The sequence below is a fragment of the Paracidovorax cattleyae genome, assembly GCF_900104515.1.
GTDB lineage: Bacteria > Pseudomonadota > Gammaproteobacteria > Burkholderiales > Burkholderiaceae_C > Paracidovorax > Paracidovorax cattleyae.
In genome coordinates this window covers 1-17,016 of sequence record NZ_FNJL01000052.1, presented here as the reverse complement: position 1 = coordinate 17,016, position 17,016 = coordinate 1, and the positions used below count along the sequence as shown (strand labels likewise).

Genomic DNA, 17,016 nt, shown 5'->3' with positions numbered 1-17,016 from the left:
AGTGCGGGTTCCCGTGTGAAAGTAGGTCATCGTCAGGCTCCTACAGCCCAATCCGCCCTCAGATCTTCATCGGTCTGAGGGCGTTTTGCTTTTTGGAGCTCCAGATTGCAGTTGCAAGAGATCCTCTATTCCCAAGGGTTTGGCACCAGAAGGGTGTGCGCAGGCCTGATCCAGCACGGACATGTGCAATTGCGCCAGAGGGGCACGGACGATGCGTGGACTTGCACGGATGCCGGCCTGGAGATCGATCCCGAAGGTTTGACGTTTCACGTCCAGGGCAAGGCTTGGCAGTGGCACGAGCGTGCCTACGTCATGATGAACAAGCCAGCTGCCGTGGAGTGCTCGCAGAAACCTTCCACCTATCCCAGCGTCTATACCTTGTTGCCGGACCCCCTGAGGCAGCGGCCCGGGCCGGGAAAGATTCTTGGGGTGCAGACCATTGGCCGCCTGGACCAGGACACGACGGGTCTGTTGCTGCTGAGCGATGACGGCAGCTTCATCCACCGGGTGAGTTCTCCCAGGAAACAAATACAAAAGACCTACAGGGTGCACGCCAAGTATGATCTTTCTCAACAGCAGAGGGATCAGCTGCTGAAGGGCGTCGTCTTGAACGATGATCCGAAACCGGTGATCGCTACGGATTGCATGTTGCAGGATGGTTCGGTCTTCGATCTCACGGTCACTGAGGGCAAGTACCACCAGATCAAGCGGATGGTGGCTGCCGTGGGCAACCGCGTGGAGCAACTGCACCGTATCCGCATCGGCGGCCTGCATCTTCCTGACGATCTCCAGCCCGGGGATTGGCGCTGGCTCGGGCAAGATGATGTCCGCAGGATCTTCGAAGGTTGAGCTTCGGGGGTGATGCCGGTTGTGTGGAAATGTTGGTGGTGGTAACGGCTTGGATATGAATATGCGCAAGTGCCCTCAGTGGCTTTTTTCGATCGTGTGCTCTGGCTTCCTCTGGACTGGTGCCGCCATTGCTTCCACTACTCCGCCCCCGGTGTTCGTGCTGAACTCGCTCGACGCTGATGTGAGCATCATCGATCCGGCCACATGGCAGGAGGTGCGAAGGATTCCCACGGGCAAGGAACCCCATCACATGTATCTCACGCCAGACGAGAAATCGCTCGTCGTGGCCAATGCGCTGGCAGACAGCTTGACTTTCATCGATCCGCGTACCGCGCAGGTTCAGCGCACGGTGAGGAACATCGTCGATCCGTACCACCTCCGCTTCACGCCCGACATGAAGTGGCTGATCACGGCGGCGAACCGCCTGAACCATGTGGATTTCTATCGCTGGGATGGCCACGACCTGACGCTGGTTCAGCGCGTGGCCACGGGGCGCACGCCGAGCCATCTCTGGGTGGACAGTGGCAGCCGCATGGTGTATTCGACGATGCAGGACAGTGATGAACTGGTGGCCATCGATATCGCCACACAGAAGATTCGCTGGCGCACCAAGACGGGGCCCATGCCTGCGGACATCTACGGTTCCACGGACGACAAATTCCTCTTCGTGGGACTCACTGGCGGTGACGGCGTGGAGGTGTTCGATGTCTCGGGTGCAGAGCCCAAGCTGGTCCAGCGCATCAAGACCGGCAGCGGGGCGCATGCGTTCCGCGGGGCTGGCGACAAGCGCCACATCTTCGTCAGCAATCGCGTGGCCAACACCATCAGCAAGATCGACATGGCCACACAGAAAGTGGTGGATGTGTACCCCGCACCGGGCGGGCCGGACTGCATGGATGTGTCACCTGACGGCCGGTGGATCTACGTCAGTGCCCGCTGGGCGAAGAAGATGCTGGTTATCGATACCGTGGAACGCAAGGTGGTGCAGCGCATCAATGTCGGCAAGTCTCCGCACGGTGTCTGGACGTTGCAGCATGCGCCCCGTTAAGACCTGCATGCCGCTGGCGGGGAGGTGGGTGCACGCAGGTTTCATCTGTGCGGTGGCCGCGTCCCTGGTGCTGCCTGCCGGCACCGCATACGCCGCGTGCGACAAGCCGGTCTACCTGACCCTGGATACGGGCCACATGGGCATTGCCCCCCTCATCGCCGATGTGTTGAAGCGCCAGCATGTGCTCGTGACTTTTTTCGCTGCCAATGAGAAGACCCAGGAAGGCGATGGCAGCCTGGGCAATTTCTGGGCAGGCTGGTGGAAGGCGCGTGCGGCCGAGGGCCATGCATTCGCATCCCATACCTACGACCACGTCTATTGGCGCGCGGATACCGGTTCGGCGCAATCCCCGAGCTTCCGGGTGCGGCCATCGGCCGGGCCGCAGGCAGGCCGTGAGTTCACTGTCACGGCGCAGCAGTACTGCGAGGAGATCGCCAGGTCGGAAGCCCGTCTGAAGGAAATCACGGGGCAGGCGCCTTTGCCCCTGTTCCGTGCACCCGGTGGCAAGACTTCCGCTCGTCTGCTGCAAGTCGCGAAGCGCTGCGGCTATGCCCATGTGGGATGGTCTCCCGCCGGCTTCCTGGGCGATGAGCTTCCGAGCGAGCGCTACAGCAACGCGGCGCTGCTTCAGCAGGCGCTGGAACACATCCGGCCGGGCGACATCCTGCTGGCGCATCTCGGCATCTGGTCGCGCAAGGAACCGTGGGCACCCGCGGTGCTCGAACCTCTGATCGAGGGGCTCAAGTTCCGCGGATTCTGCTTCCGCACGCTCCGGGAGCATCCGGAGTACCAAGGCTGGATTGCTGCTCATCCTGTGCGGTGACGGGAACCTGGGCGATCAGGGCGGATCGGAGCGAGGGCTATGGACGGGCTCAGTCAAATATTCGATATGGCGCAGCAATGGCTGTTCGAGACCATCGTGCAGCCGGTGATGTTTTCGCTCGGGTTGGCCAACCTGCTGGAGGATGGCTACACAGCCACCGGGTGGTTGCTGGTGGGGATCCTGCAACTGGTCGTGATGCTGTGCCTCATCGCGCCTTTGCAGCGGTGGAGGCCTGTGGAGCCGGTGACGGACCGTGCGTCCATCCGCACCGATGTGCTCTACACGCTGATCCACCGGCTGGGACTTTTCCGGCTCGCGCTGTTCTTCAGCGTGGATCCGGTGTGGGATTCGCTGTTCGGTACCCTCCGGGTCGAAGGGTTCAGCACGTTTCACCTGGACGAGGTGTGGCCGGGCGTGACCGACGTTCCCTGGGTCAGCTTGCTGATCTACCTCGTGGTCTTCGACTTCCTGAACTACTGGATTCACCGGGGGCAGCACCATTTCGAATGGTGGTGGAAGCTGCATGCGCTGCACCATTCCCAGCGGCAGATGACCATGTGGAGCGACAACCGCAACCACCTGCTGGACGACGTGCTGACGGATGCGATCATCGTGATCGTGGCGCAGCTCATCGGGGTGCCGCCGGGCCAGTTCGTCGCCATCGTGGCGGTGACCCAGTTGAGCGAGAACTTCCACCACGCCAACCTGCGGGTGTGGTTCGGGAAGTGGGGCGAACGCCTGTGGGTGAGCCCGCGCTTCCATCGCCTGCACCATTCCATCGGCCTGGGCCATGAAGGGCCCGCCAGGAACGGGGAACGGACACCGGTGCTGGGAGGGCACAACTTCGGTGTGCTTCTGCCCTGGTGGGACATGCTGTTCGGCACCTCCAACTTCGAACTCCGGTACGACCCTACCGGTATCCGGGACCAGGTCGAGGCGGACTCGAAAGGCCGGGTTCGCGACTATGGCAGAGGCTTTTGGCGGCAGCAGTGGCGTGGATTGATGAGGCTGGCCGGCAAGGACTGAAAGGTTTCATCCTTCGGCGCTATGCTTGTGACCATGAGGCTGCTCATCGATTCGTTCTGGCGTGCCGTGGGCTATTGCATGCACCCACGGGTGATCCTCCTCTCGCTGCTGCCGCTGCTGGTGATCGCTCTTCTGACGGGATTGTTCTGGTACCTGTGGTGGGATGGCGCGGTGGCTTCCGTCAATGCCATGCTCGCGGACTCCGGGTGGCTGTCTTTCCTCTGGGGGTGGCTCCAGGGTTTCGGGATGGAGGGGCCGGCACTGCTGGCGCCCGTGCTCCTGGTGGTTTTGGTCACTCCCGCCATCGTCGTGCTGTCGGTGCTTGCAGTGGCCATATTGATGGCGCCTGCCCTGGTGTCTCTGGTCGCGCAGCGCAGGTTTCCCTCGCTCGAACGCAGAGGCAGCAGCTCTTTTCTGGCCAGCCTGGCCTGGTCGCTGGGCTCGACCGTCGCGGCGCTGGTGGCGCTGACCCTCTCTGTTCCACTGTGGTTCATTCCGCCGCTGGTATTGGTGCTTCCACCGCTGATCTGGGGGTGGCTCACGTACCGCGTGATGGCCTTCGACGCACTCGGCGAACATGCGGACAAGGCGGAGCGCAAAACGATCATGCGGCAGTACCGGATGCAACTGCTGGGCATCGGTGTGGTCACGGGCTACCTGGGAGCCGCTCCGGGCATCGTCTGGGCCTCGGGCATCGTGTTCGCGGCAGCATTCCTGGTGCTGATTCCCGTGGCGGTCTGGATCTATACGCTGGTGTTCGCTTTTTCTTCCCTGTGGTTCGCGCACTATTGCCTGGCAGCGCTGGCACGGCTGCGGGCATCCGGTGCCGGCGGCCGGGTCGCTGGTGCGTCAGCCATCGGGCCTGGCACGACGGCCCACTCGCTCCCCCCTGTATCTCCGACCTACTCCCCTGGACAACATCCATGACCATGGTTCCATCCTTCGGTCTCATCATCGTCGGCGATGAGATCCTCTCCGGAAAGCGCGCCGACAAGCATCTGGCGAAGGCCATTGAATTGCTCGGTGCCCGCGGCATTCCGCTGGCCTATGCGGACTATGTCGGGGACGACCCCTCACGCATCACCGCCACGCTGCGAAGGGCTTTCGAGTCCGGTGACGTCGTTTTCTCATGCGGCGGAATCGGTGCCACGCCCGATGACCACACCCGCCAGTGCGCTGCGAGCGCGCTCGGTACGGGACTGGAATTGCACCCGGAAGCTGCGGAGCGGATCCGGGAGAGAATGCGGGACGTCGCCCAGGAGCAGGGCGTCCCCTATGAGCCGGATCGTGCCGACAACGTGCATCGGCTGAACATGGGGGTGTTCCCCAGGGGCGCGGGGGTCATTCCCAATCCGTATAACAAGATCCCCGGTTTTTCGTGCCATGGCGCGGGCGGCGGATCGGTGCATTTCTTCCCGGGTTTTCCGGTGATGGCCTGGCCCATGATGGAGTGGGTGCTCGACACGCATTGCCGGCAGTGGTTCAACCGCCGGCCGCAGACCGAGCGGTCGGTGGTGGTGTACGGTGCCATGGAGGCCGCGCTCACACCGCTGATGGAAAAAGTGGAAACAGGGCATGCCGGCGTGAAGGTGTTCAGTCTGCCCAGCGTGGACCACCCGGTCCACGGCCGCCATATCGAGCTGGGGGTCAAGGGCGATTCGTCCCTCATTCCCCCGGCATGGAGTGAATTGCTCCAGGGGCTGCGCGATTTTGGTGCAGACCTTGGCCCTGAGTTGGTGCGCGGCACCTGATGCAGGGCCATGGAGAGAGTGATGCCCCCTTCTGGTGCATGCCGGGCAGCGGGGCCGATGCGGAAGACGTGCATGCTCCGCGTTAGTGCATGCTGGCACGTTATCTGCTTTTTGTAGGCCGTGTTTTTTTCAACAAACGCTAAATCCTGGAGATCCTGATGGCAAAGACCGTTGCAGACGTGATGAAGATGGTGAAGGAGAACGAAGTCAAGTTTGTGGACTTCCGCTTCACCGACACCCGCGGCAAGGAGCAGCACGTCACCGTGCCGGTGTCCCATTTCGACGAAGACAAGTTCTCGTCGGGCCACGCTTTCGACGGTTCTTCGGTGGCGGGCTGGAAAGGCATCGAGGCCTCGGACATGCAGCTCATGCCCGACCCCAACACCGCCAACATCGATCCGTTCTTCGAGGAAACCACGCTGTTCCTGCAGTGCGACGTGATCGAGCCGGGCGACGGCAAGGCCTATGACCGCGATCCCCGTTCCATCGCCAAGCGCGCCGAAGCCTACCTGAAGGCTTCCGGCCTGGGCGACACGGCTTTCTTCGGTCCGGAGCCTGAATTCTTCATCTTCGATGGCGTGCGCTGGAGCAACGAACCTGGAAGGGTCATGTTCGAGATCGAGGAGTACGAGGCGCCCTGGAACTCCGGCGCGAAGCTGGAAGGCGGCAACCGCGGCCACCGTCCCACGGTCAAGGGTGGCTACTTCCCTGTGCCTCCCGTGGACAGCACGCAGGACATGCGCGCCGAAATGGCCCTGATTCTCGAATCGCTGGGCATCCCGGTCGAGGTGTTCCACCACGAAGTGGCCGGTGCGGGCCAGAACGAGATCGGCACCAAGTTCAGCACGCTGGTCGAGCGCGCGGACTGGACCCAGGTGCTCAAGTATGTGGTGTGGAACGTGGCCAATGCCTACGGCAAGACGGCGACCTTCATGCCCAAGCCCTATGCCGGCGACAACGGCTCCGGCATGCACGTGCACCAGTCCATCTGGAAGGACGGCAAGAACCTGTTCGCCGGTGACGGCTACGCCGGCCTGTCGGATTTCGCGCTGTACTACATCGGTGGCGTGATCAAGCACGCACGTGCTCTGAACGCCATCACGAACCCCGGCACCAACAGCTACAAGCGCCTGGTGCCCGGCTTCGAGGCTCCGGTGAAGCTGGCCTACTCTGCCCGCAACCGTTCGGCATCGATCCGCATCCCCTACGTGGCCAACCCGAAGGGCCGCCGCATCGAGGCGCGCTTCCCCGATCCTTCGGCCAACCCGTACCTGTGCTTCTCGGCCCTGATGATGGCCGGCCTGGACGGCGTGGAGAACAAGATCCATCCGGGCGAAGCCGCCACGAAGGACCTCTACCATCTGCCTCCGGAAGAGGACAAGCTGGTGCCGACCGTGTGCCACAGCCTCGACCAGGCCCTGGAGTACCTCGACAAGGACCGCGCCTTCCTGACCAAGGGCGGCGTGTTCACGGACTCGATGCTGGATGCCTACATCGAGCTGAAGATGCAGGAAGTCACGCGTTTCCGCATGGCTCCGCATCCTGTGGAATACGACATGTACTATTCGCTGTGATCGTGCGGTCTCCGGCGGCGCTGGAGACTCCGATCCAGGAACGAAAGGCGGCTTCGGCCGCCTTTTTTCATGGCCTTGCCGAACGCATGCCGCGGAGGGGCCCAAGACCCTGCCGTTCAGGGCCATGCATGGCGGTACCGTGGCGATTGGGGGATACTTCCGCTCAGCTTCTGCGTGCCGCTCGCACGCATCGCGAGGACTTGAATGACGAAAATTCTCTCTGTGCTCATGGCCCTGGCGGCCCTGGCACCGGCAGCCTGGTCGCAGGACCGCATCTACCGCTGCGGCAACGAATACACCAACAACGTGAGCCAGGCCCGGGAAAAGGGCTGCAAGCTCGTGGAGGGCGGCAACGTGACGGTGGTGCAGGGATTCCGGCCCTCCGGGGGCGGTGCCGCGCATTCGTCGGCCCCGGCAGGCGGCAATGCCGCCGCATCGCCTTCCAACGCTCCGCGCGTGGACGCCAACGACCAGCGCGCCCGCGATTCCGACGCGCGCGCCATCCTGGAGGCGGAGCTCCGCAAGGCAGAAGCCCGACTGGCGGATCTGTCCCGCGAGTACAACAACGGCGAGCCCCAGCGCACGGCGCTGGAACTGCGCAACCCGCAGGTCTATATCGAGCGCACGGCCGAGCTCAAGGCCGCCGTGTCCCGCGCGGAAAGCGACGTGGCCGGCATCAAGCGCGAGCTGGCACGCCTGCCCGCGCCAGCGGGTCGTTGAGCGTGGCCTCGAGCTCTTCCGCGCGCCCGGCTGCGCGCTACGTCGCCCTGGATCTCGTGTCCACCCTGGTGGCGGTGCTGCATCCGGACGGTTCCGTGATGTTCGCGAACGCATCGCTGGAGAACGTGCTGGGCCTGTCGCGGCGCACACTGGAAAGCGCCGATTTCTGCGCCTTCTTCACGGATCCGGCGCTGCTGCAGACGGCACTGGCCGGGGCTCGCGGGCAGGATTTTGCGGCATTGCGCTTCGAGGCGGGGCTGCGGCGCGGGCCTCAGCAGGAGCAGATACCCGTGCACGTGAATGTTGCGGTGGCCGAGCAGACGGGAGAGATTCTGGTGGAGATGTGGCCGCTGGAAGCCCAGGCGCGGCAGGACCGGGAGGAGCGCCTGCGTGAGCAGGCCCTGGCCAACAAGGAACTGATCCGCAATCTGGCGCACGAGATCAAGAACCCGCTCGGGGGCATCCGCGGCGCGGCCCAGTTGCTCGAGATGGAACTCGACAATCCGGAGCTCACCGAATACACGCAGGTCATCATCCACGAGGCCGACCGCCTGCAGAGCCTGGTGGACCGGCTTCTGGCTCCCCACCGGCATCCGCACCTCGTGGGCGACGTGAACATCCACGAAGTGTGCGAGCGTGTGCGGTCACTCGTCCTGGTGGAGTACCCCCACGGGCTGCGCGTGCAGCGCGACTATGACACGTCGATCCCGGAATTCCGCGGAGACCGGGCACAGCTCATCCAGGCGGTGTTGAACATTGTGCAGAACGCGGCCCAGGTGCTGACGGAGCGCATCGTCGCAGGCGATGCCGTGATCACGCTGCGCACTCGCGTCGCGCGGCAGGTGACTTTCGGACGGCAGCGGTATCGCTTGGCACTGGAATTGCATGTCATCGACAACGGACCGGGCGTACCCGAAGCGATCAAAGAGCGGATCTTCTATCCGCTGGTGACGGGGCGCGATGGAGGGTCGGGGCTGGGGCTGACGCTTGCACAGACTTTCGTGCAGCGCCACCATGGCTTGATCGAATGCGACAGCGTTCCGGGTCGCACCGATTTCCGCATCCTCATTCCCTTGCCCTGAGGTCCGCAGACATTCACTTCGAGACAAGGTAGAACTCACACATGAAGCCGATCTGGATAGTAGATGACGACCCCTCGATCCGCTTCGTCCTTGAAAAGGCGCTGGCCCGAGAGAACCTGCCGACGCGCAGCTTCACCCATCCGAGGGAAGTACTCGATGCGCTGGCCGACGTAGCGGCCGGAGATCCGGTGCGGCAGGGGCCGCAGGTGCTGGTCAGCGACATCCGCATGCCCGGAGGCTCGGGCCTGCAGTTGCTGGAGCAGGTGCGGCAGCAGCAGCCCGGCCTGCCGGTCATCATCATGACCGCGTATTCCGACCTGGACAGTGCCGTGTCCGCATTCCAGCGCGGCGCGTTCGAGTACCTGCCCAAGCCGTTCGACCTGCCCAAGGCCGTGGAGCTGATCCGCCGCGCGGTGGAGGAAAGCCAGCGGGAGGAGGTCACGGAGGAGCGGCAGACTGCCACGCCCGAGATGCTGGGGCAGGCCCCCGCCATGCAGGACGTGTTCCGTGCGATCGGGCGGCTGAGCCAGAGCCAGGTGACGGTGCTGATCACCGGCGAATCCGGCTCCGGCAAGGAACTCGTGGCTCGCGCGCTGCACAAGCATTCGCCGGTGTCCGAAGGGCCCTTCGTCGCGATCAACACGGCGGCGATTCCCAAGGACCTGCTGGAGAGTGAGCTGTTCGGCCATGAGCGCGGTGCCTTTACCGGCGCGCAGACCCAGCGGCGTGGCCGGTTCGAGCAGGCTGAGGGCGGGACGCTATTCCTTGATGAAATCGGGGATATGCCGTTCGACCTGCAGACGCGCCTGCTGAGGGTGCTGTCCGATGGGCAGTTCTACCGTGTGGGCGGCCATGCCGCAGTGAAGGCGCACGTCCGCGTCATTGCCGCCACTCACCAGAACCTGGAGCTGCGCGTCAAGGACGGGGTGTTCCGCGAGGATCTTTTCCACCGCCTCAACGTGATCCGGTTGCGGCTGCCCGCGTTGCGCGAGCGGCACGAGGATGTGCCGATGCTCACTCGGCACTTTCTGCAGCAGAGCGCCCGCCAGCTGGGCGTGGAGCCGAAGCGCATTTCCGATGCGGCGCTGGCCCGGCTGGGGCAGTTCTCGTTCCCCGGCAACGTGCGGCAACTGGAGAACATCTGCCATTGGTTGACGGTGATGGCGCCGGCCCAGGTCATTTCGTTGCAGGACCTGCCTCCCGAGGTGCTGGATGGTCCTGCGCCCGTCGATGCGCCGCTTCCGGGGGCGGAGGCACGCCCTGATGTGGCGGTGCCATCGGCGGGGATCGCCGATGTCTCCGGATCCGGTATGCATTCGGGCCCGGCGCTGCGGGATGAGCGCAGCGTGGGATGGCCTGCGGGACTGGCAGGTGGTTCGGTGAGCCTGGGGGCAGGCGCGTCCCTTCCTGCTGCGCCTGCCGCGCAGGCCCTGGCGCCGCACGCGGCGGCGGGCGAGCCTTCAGGGTGGGAACATGCACTGGAGGCCGAAGCACAGAAGCTGCTGGCCACCGGGCAGCCGGAGGTATGGGATGTGCTCACGCGCCGGTTCGAATCGCGCCTGATCCGCACAGCACTGTCTACGACCCACGGGCGGCGCATGGAGGCCGCGCAGCGCCTGGGGATCGGCCGCAACACCATCACCCGCAAGATCCAGGAACTGGGACTGGGCCCTTCCGACGACCCTGCGGGCTGACGTGGACGGCGTTTCCGCCATGCGGGTGTAGCTCTCGTTTTCATAGCAAAAGGATGAGATGGCACGAGTGTTTGCTCATCCGTTCCGCTGGCGGATTCCTACAGCGCAGCCACGCACGCGCCGACCCTCCGAGCAAGCGGTGCCTTCCAGAATGAAGGCACTGTTCAACCAACCGGAGCGAATTCATGTCGGATTTCAACGATGCAAACCGCGACCCTTTGACCAATGAGCCTGGCGCCCATCCCGTGGGTACCGGTGTAGGTGCCGCGGGCGGTGCGATGGCTGGCGCTGCGGCGGGGTCCTTCGGTGGACCGATCGGCGCGGCCGTGGGCGGCGTAGCGGGTGCCGTGGTCGGAGGCCTTGCCGGCAAGGCCGCCGCGGAGTCCGTGAACCCCACGGTAGAAGATGCCTACTGGCGAGAAAGCTACCAGCGCGAGCCGTACTACCGCAACGGCCGCACGTACGACGAATACCGTCCCGCCTACGAGCTGGGCTGGAGTTCGGTGGGCCGCTACGAAGGTGACTTCGACACGGTGGAACCCCATCTGGCGCGTGACTGGGGCCAGGCCCGTGGCACCAGCGGCATGGAATGGGACGAGGCCCGTCCTGCCACCCGCGCTGCCTGGGAACGCGCCGGCAGCGGCGTGGCCACCACCGCCAGTGGCGCGGGCGTGGGCGCCGCGGTGGGCCGCATGACGCAATCCAGCACTGGCGACTCCGCTCTGGTGGATAACGACGATGTGGTGGATGTTCTGGACGACCTGCTGGAATCCTGCCGCGATGGCGAGTACGGGTTCCGCGCTTCCGCCGAACATGCCGAATCGCCGGAGCTCAAGGGCATCCTGCTGCGCCACGCGAGCGAGTGCGCCGCCGCGGCTGCGGAGCTGGAGCGCGAGATTCGCAACCATGGCGGGGAACCGTCGAGCGGCGGCTCGATGTCCGGTGCGCTGCACCGCGGTTGGGTGTCCGTGAAGACCGCCTTGAGCACGCGTGACGACAAGGCTGTCCTGGAAGAGTGCGAGCGGGGCGAGGATGCCGCAGTGGCGCGCTACCGCAAGGCGTTGAAGGCCTCGCTGCCTGCCTCCGTGCGCAGTCTGGTCGAACGCCAGGCCGAGGGTGCGCAGCGCAACCATGATGAAGTCCGCGACCTGCGGGACCGCTACAAGGCTGCTCCCTGAGTCCAGCCGGCATGCATGCATCGCCTGCCTTCGGGCAGGTGCCGCGCCGTGCATCCTCAGCGAGATCTGCGCTGCGGTTGCACGGCGTTTTTATTGCATGGGTGCCAGCGGGAACGGCGCAGCCATCGGCCGTGTCAGCCGAGCGTGGCCACGACCGGTGCGTGGTCGCTGGGCTGCGGGTTCTTGCGGGGCTGCCGGTCGATCGTGCAGGCACTGACCTGGCTGCGCAAGGCGTCGCTCACCAGGATGTGGTCGATGCGCAGGCCCCGGTTCTTCTGGAAGCCCAGCATGCGGTAATCCCACCATGAAAAGCTTTTTTCGGGCTGGTCGAACATGCGGTAGGCATCCGTGAGACCCAGTCCGAGAAGGCTCTGGAAATGGGTCCGCTCTTCCACGGTGTGGTGGATGGTGTCCTTCAGGCCCACGGGGTCGAAGGAGTCGCGGTCTTCGGGCGCCACGTTGAAGTCGCCCACGAGTACCAGTCGGGGGTGGGCCAGCAGTTCTTCCCTGATCCACCGGTGCACCGCTGCCAGCCAGAGCATCTTGTATGCGAACTTCTCCGTGCCTGGGGCCTGGCCATTCACGAAATAGCAGTTGATGAACCGCAGCGGGCCTTGCGGCGTGTCCAGTGTGGCGGCGATCACGCGGGCCTGGGCATCCTCGTGGCCGGGGATGTTGCGTACCACGTCGCGCACGGACGTGCGACTCAGGATGGCGACCCCGTTGTAGGTCTTCTGGCCAAAGCTCACGGCGTGGTAGCCGGCGGACTCGAAGGCGTCGAGGGGAAATTTTTCATCGACCAGCTTGAGCTCCTGCAGGCCGATGGCATCCACGGGGTTGTCGGCCAGCCAGGCCAGTACCTGCGGCAGGCGTACTGAGAGTGAGTTGACGTTCCAGGTGGCAATACGCATATGGCTTGTATCCTATTGATTTGAAAGGATTTGCAAATCCAGTTTTTCGTTGATACCCCCCAAATCTACCCCCAGAAGGGTTGGCTGGATCGGGAGTTTTTAGGGTCGATCTAGGTCGATTGGGGGTATCGAAATGCCGGCTTGAACGGTCAGATTTCAGCCAATCATTGTATTTCAACGGTTGCTGAAAACAGGCATTCGGGTGAAACCGCCTTGACGATTTCACTGGAAATGCTATTTTCAGCGCGTGATGAAAATGTCGGATCCAGTGAAAACCGAGCTTCAGGCTGCAGACGCCTTGCGTCTTCTGTTGGAGGAGGTGCCTGCTATCGAGAGTGTTGACGTCCATGTCGTTGGACGCGAGCCAGATGCAGGCATCGACCTCGTTGCCGATGTGACGGCCTTTGGTCACCAGCATAAGCTGGTCGCAGAGGTGAAGTCGAGCGGGCAGCCTCGGCACGTGCGCTCGGCCCTTCTGTCCTTGCGCGACTACGTGGAGCGGCAGGCCGACCGCGTGACGCCGATCCTGATCGCGCCCTACCTGTCGTCCCAGGCGCAGGATTTGTGTCGAGAATTCGGCGTGGCGTACCTCGATCTTGAGGGAAATGCCCGGCTGGCCTTCGGCACCTTCTTTCTTTCGCGCCAGTTCGCGAAGAGACCCGTCATGGAGCGGCGGGAACTGCGTTCGCTGTTCAAGCCGAAATCGGTTCAGGTGCTCAAGGTGTTGCTTCGCGAGCCATCAAGGCGATGGCGGGTAGCGGAGCTAGCCGAGGTTGCCGGGGTGAGCTTGGGCCATGTCAGCAATGTTCGGAACGGCCTGCTGGACCGGGAGTGGGCGCAGTTGGCTGAGGAAGGGATGTTCCTTGCCGCTCCGGACGCGCTTCTGGATGCATGGCGCGAAGCCTATGAAGCACCGCCCGGCCAGCGGCGGGCTTTCTACACCACTCTGCACGGCGCAGCGTTCGATGCTGTGTTGAGGGACCGTCCGCCCGAAGGCAATGGGCAGATTGCACTCGCGTCGTTCTCAGCCGCGCAGTGGCTGGCGCCTTTCGGCAGAACGGGAACTCACTATTTCTATGCTGACGCAGAAGGTCTTGAGATCCTGCGATCGAGATTGAAGCTTTCGAGCGCCAGCAAGGGTGAGAACGTGGTCGTGACCGTGCTGGACGATCCAGGACTGTTCCGCGACACCGTGCAGCCCGCTTCGGGCATGGTCTGCACAAGCCCGGTCCAAACTTACCTGGACTTGGCTGCGGCGGGCGAGCGCGGACAGGAAGCGGCAGACCACCTTCGGCAAGAGAGGTTGCAATGGCAGGAATGACACCTGGAGAGGCTCAACACGCGAGCGAATACGACGACCGGACGACTGCGGCCGTCAAATCAGTGCTCGTTGAAATCGGGCAGATCCTCGGCAGCTTCAAGGGGCGTTTCGCCATCGTGGGTGGTGCAGTGCCATGGCTGCTGCTTGGCAATGAGGACATGCCGCACGTTGGGACGCTGGATGTGGATCTCGGCCTGGTTGCCGCTGCCCTTGGGGACGGGGAATACGTCCATCTGGTCAAAGCATTGCTGGGCCACGGTTATGAACAACGTAAAGAACTCCGACGATTTCAACTGGTGCGGCAGATCCAAGCGGGTGACGGTGGGCCTCCCATTGATGTGGTGATCGACTTCTTGATGCCCAGGGACGCGGAGATCGTGAAGAACGTGCCTCCACTGATCAGCGACTTTGCTGTACAGAAAGCTGATGGCGCGGACCTGGCGCTTCGCTTCTATCAGATGGTCGCCATCGCCGGATCGATGCCAGACGGCGGAACCAACCGTGTCGAGGTCGCTGTGTGTTCCATCCCAGCGCTTCTTGCGATGAAGGGGCATGCGATCGAGGGGCGCTACAAGCAGAAGGATGCCTATGACATCTACTACTGCATCCGTAACTACGCTGGTGGGCCGGAGGCGCTTGCAGAAGACTGCCGCCCTTTGCTAGCGCACGAGTCCGGAGTGGCGGGATACACCTACATCGCCAACAAGTTCGACACGGCTGACGGCTTCGGGCCTACCTGCGTACGCAAATTCGTGGAAGACACGAAGGTCTTGGGTGAGCGTAGCGCGGATCAATGGCAGCAAGACGCGTTTGGACAGGTAGACGCCTGGCTGAGAGCTTTGGGACTGAGGGGGTGACAGTGGCTTCAACCGCGCAAATCCGCAAGTTGAGCATTCAGCGTTTCAGAGGCATCCAGTCCTTGACTTGGCTCCCGGCGGAGGGGATGAACGTCATCCTGGGTGGAGGTGACGTTGGAAAGACGACGGTCCTCGAAGCGATTGCGCTGTTGCTCTCGCCCTCCAACACTGCGGTCATCTCCGGAGCGGATTACTGGGCGCGGGACAGCGCACAGGAATTCGTTATCGAGGCTGTCATGTCGCTGCCCGACGCAACCGGGATAGGCTCGCAGAATACCTTCGCCTGGCCATGGGCGTGGAATGGAAAAGATGCTGTTGCTCCCTCGCCCGAGGGGGAGGGTGACCTCCCGATGCCCGACGAGCCGGTGTACCGCGTGCGCGTACGGGGGACCACGGAGTTGGAGCTTGCGTGGGAGGTCATGCAACCCAACGACGAGTTCGACCATTTCTCGACTGCCGTTCGCCGGCGTATCGGCTTGGTCCGAATGAGCGCTGATGAGCGCAATGATCGCGATCTGCGCCTTGTCTATGGGTCCGCCCTGGATCGGTTGCTGGCCGACAACGCGTTGCGGGCGCGTATCGGCAAGGAGGTGGCGGGCCTCAACTTGCACGATTCGCTCAACGACAAGGGCAAGGAAGCTATCGAGTCGCTGGACGGGCGCATGGCCGGTGCCGCGCTTCCCAGCGAATTGAAACTCGGCCTCACGACCAGCCAGGGCCTGTCCATCGGCGCGCTGATCGGCTTGATGGCGACCAAGAACGGGGTGGCTTTGCCCCTGAGCAGCTGGGGCGCGGGTACCAGACGAATGGCTGCGCTTGAGATCGCATCAGCCACAGACAGGGAAGCAAGCGTCACGCTCATCGATGAAATCGAGCGCGGGCTGGAACCGCAACCGACCGAACCATTGCCGCGCTGGCGGCAGACGGCATCTATCGAACCGATCACCACTTCTCGGTTGCAAGAGCCCAAGCGAATCCGGAACGCGACCCCGGCGAGGTGGTCGATGCGCATGTCCGGCGGCTGGAGGCCCTGCGTCGCGCGGGCATCGTGGAACGGCTGGCCGAGGGGGAGTGGCAGGTACCGCAGGATCTCCCCGAGTAGGGCCGGCGGTATGACTCGCTGCGCCAGGGCGGTGTGGCGGTGGAGCTTCGCTCGCATCTGCCCATCGAGCGCCAGGCGCGCGTCATCGGCGCTACCTGGCTCGACCAGCAGCTCATCGGCGGCGGCACGGGCATCGGCACCCTGGGTTTCGGCAGTGAGGTTCGGAATGCGCTGCAGCAGCGCTCGGACTTCCTGGTCGATCAAGGGCTGGCTGAGCGGCGGGGGCAGCGCGTGATCCTGGCGCGCAACCTGCTGGCGACGCTGCGAGACCGGGAGCTTGCCACGGCGGGTAAGGCCATCGCGGCGCAGACCGGGCTGGCGCATCGACCGCTGGCCGATGGCGAGCGCGTCGGCGGGGTGTATCGCAAGTCCATCCGGCTCGCCAGCGGCCGCTTCGCCATGCTCGATGACGGCATGGGGTTCAGCCTGGTGCCCTGGCGTCCGGTGATCGAGCAGCGGCTGGGGCAGCAGCTCAGCGCCGTGGTGCAAGGGTCATCGGTCAGTTGGCAACTGGGGCGCCAGCGCGGCATGTCCATATGACGTCGTCACCCCTGAGATAACCGCAGCGTTTCGCCGCGCAGAAGAGCGCTGCCACACATCGGAGATAATACGAACGATTCCCATCTAAAGCGCGCACTAGGTTAGCCACCGCCACATCTCGACGCCAACCTGCTGAGGGAAGTTTTCGTCCCTTTTGGCCATGGTCGATCCGTGCTTGAGCGCTATTTGTTAGCGCCGAAGTAAAACTGACCCACTGCGCCGAAGTAAAAGTGACCCACCTGGGACACGATGGCGGCCTTTTGAAGGCTGCTGATGTTGACTCAGGAGCAGGCAGTGGAGATACGAGTGATGGCCCGCAGGGGCGAGAGTGTCAGAGCGATCGCGAAGCAGTTGGACTGCTCGCGCAACACCGTGCGCAGGTACCTGCGCGATCAAGATGCGCAGCGCTACGGCCCGCGCGAGCCGAGGGCCTGCAAGCTCGACGCCTACCAGTCCTATCTGCGCGAACGCGTCGCGCAGGCCCATCCGCGCTGGATCCCGGCTACCGTGCTGCTGCGCGAGATCCGGGCACGAGGGTAT

The 17,016-nt window shown here is 63.7% G+C and carries 15 protein-coding genes and 2 pseudogenes; 16 read left to right on the top strand and 1 reads right to left on the bottom strand.

Translation table 11 applies throughout. The features are described 5' to 3' along the window. Positions 1-105 precede the first annotated feature (105 nt). The 11 genes from BLR05_RS24580 to BLR05_RS24530 all read left to right on the top strand — a co-directional run bounded on the left by BLR05_RS24580 (position 106) and on the right by BLR05_RS24530 (position 11,745). The gene (locus BLR05_RS24580) at positions 106-849 is read left to right on the top strand and encodes a pseudouridine synthase (RefSeq protein ID WP_092840216.1); all 744 of its coding nucleotides are present in this window, start codon (positions 106-108) and stop codon (positions 847-849) included. A gap of 55 nt (positions 850-904) precedes the next feature. Next, a complete protein-coding gene (locus BLR05_RS24575) occupies positions 905-1,897 on the top strand; it encodes a YncE family protein (RefSeq protein ID WP_192883886.1) in 993 nt (330 codons plus the stop codon). Beyond that, positions 1,884-2,720 carry a polysaccharide deacetylase family protein gene (locus BLR05_RS24570; RefSeq protein ID WP_092840210.1) on the top strand — a complete coding sequence of 279 codons (837 nt, stop codon included), beginning with the start codon at positions 1,884-1,886 and terminating at the stop codon, positions 2,718-2,720. Before BLR05_RS24575 ends, BLR05_RS24570 begins: the two co-directional genes overlap by 14 nt. Positions 2,721-2,759: 39 nt before the next feature. After that, entirely contained in the window at positions 2,760-3,746 is a 987-nt protein-coding gene (locus BLR05_RS24565) for a sterol desaturase family protein (protein WP_092840207.1), read from the top strand. Between the two features lie 33 nt (positions 3,747-3,779). Further along, positions 3,780-4,673 (top strand): EI24 domain-containing protein, encoded by an 894-nt coding sequence (locus tag BLR05_RS24560; protein ID WP_092840204.1) that lies wholly within the window; start codon positions 3,780-3,782, stop codon positions 4,671-4,673. Positions 4,674-4,675: 2 nt separating this feature from the next. After that, a complete protein-coding gene (locus BLR05_RS24555; RefSeq protein ID WP_092840222.1) occupies positions 4,676-5,497 on the top strand; it encodes a competence/damage-inducible protein A in 822 nt (273 codons plus the stop codon). Between the two features lie 158 nt (positions 5,498-5,655). Continuing rightward, positions 5,656-7,071, top strand: a complete 1,416-nt coding sequence (glnA, locus tag BLR05_RS24550; protein WP_053844501.1) for a type I glutamate--ammonia ligase — start codon at positions 5,656-5,658, stop codon at positions 7,069-7,071. Positions 7,072-7,275: 204 nt separating this feature from the next. Further along, on the top strand, positions 7,276-7,791 hold the full coding sequence (locus BLR05_RS24545) for a hypothetical protein (RefSeq protein WP_092840201.1): 516 nt from the start codon (positions 7,276-7,278) through the stop codon (positions 7,789-7,791). Between the two features lie 56 nt (positions 7,792-7,847). Then, a complete protein-coding gene (glnL, locus tag BLR05_RS24540) occupies positions 7,848-8,873 on the top strand; it encodes a nitrogen regulation protein NR(II) (protein WP_092840219.1) in 1,026 nt (341 codons plus the stop codon). A 41-nt stretch (positions 8,874-8,914) separates the two neighbouring features. Beyond that, on the top strand, positions 8,915-10,567 hold the full coding sequence (gene ntrC, locus BLR05_RS24535; RefSeq protein WP_092840199.1) for a nitrogen regulation protein NR(I): 1,653 nt from the start codon (positions 8,915-8,917) through the stop codon (positions 10,565-10,567). A gap of 185 nt (positions 10,568-10,752) precedes the next feature. Further along, positions 10,753-11,745 (top strand): ferritin-like domain-containing protein, encoded by a 993-nt coding sequence (locus BLR05_RS24530; RefSeq protein WP_092840196.1) that lies wholly within the window; start codon positions 10,753-10,755, stop codon positions 11,743-11,745. A 134-nt stretch (positions 11,746-11,879) separates the two neighbouring features. On the opposite strand, the gene xth is transcribed toward BLR05_RS24530, so the two are convergent. Then, positions 11,880-12,656 carry an exodeoxyribonuclease III gene (gene xth, locus BLR05_RS24525; protein ID WP_092840193.1) on the bottom strand — a complete coding sequence of 259 codons (777 nt, stop codon included), beginning with the start codon at positions 12,654-12,656 and terminating at the stop codon, positions 11,880-11,882. Between the two features lie 250 nt (positions 12,657-12,906). Between xth and BLR05_RS24520 the strand changes: the two genes are divergently transcribed. From BLR05_RS24520 to BLR05_RS24500, 5 genes and pseudogenes are all read left to right on the top strand, one after another. After that, positions 12,907-13,977: a type IV toxin-antitoxin system AbiEi family antitoxin gene (locus BLR05_RS24520; protein ID WP_092840190.1), complete on the top strand. Its 1,071-nt coding sequence runs from the start codon at positions 12,907-12,909 to the stop codon at positions 13,975-13,977. Next, entirely contained in the window at positions 13,965-14,834 is an 870-nt protein-coding gene (locus BLR05_RS24515) for a nucleotidyl transferase AbiEii/AbiGii toxin family protein (protein ID WP_092840188.1), read from the top strand. The genes BLR05_RS24520 and BLR05_RS24515 overlap by 13 nt, the downstream gene beginning before the upstream one ends. Next, a pseudogene (locus tag BLR05_RS27805) lies at positions 14,771-15,676 on the top strand (ATP-binding protein); the annotation flags it as partial. The gene BLR05_RS24515 and the pseudogene BLR05_RS27805, both read left to right, overlap by 64 nt. Positions 15,677-15,723: 47 nt before the next feature. Next, a pseudogene (locus BLR05_RS24505) lies at positions 15,724-16,476 on the top strand (DUF3363 domain-containing protein); the annotation flags it as partial. A gap of 273 nt (positions 16,477-16,749) precedes the next feature. Next, positions 16,750-17,016, top strand: a 267-nt coding sequence (locus tag BLR05_RS24500; protein ID WP_143016010.1) for a helix-turn-helix domain-containing protein, incomplete at its 3' end; no start/stop codon positions are given.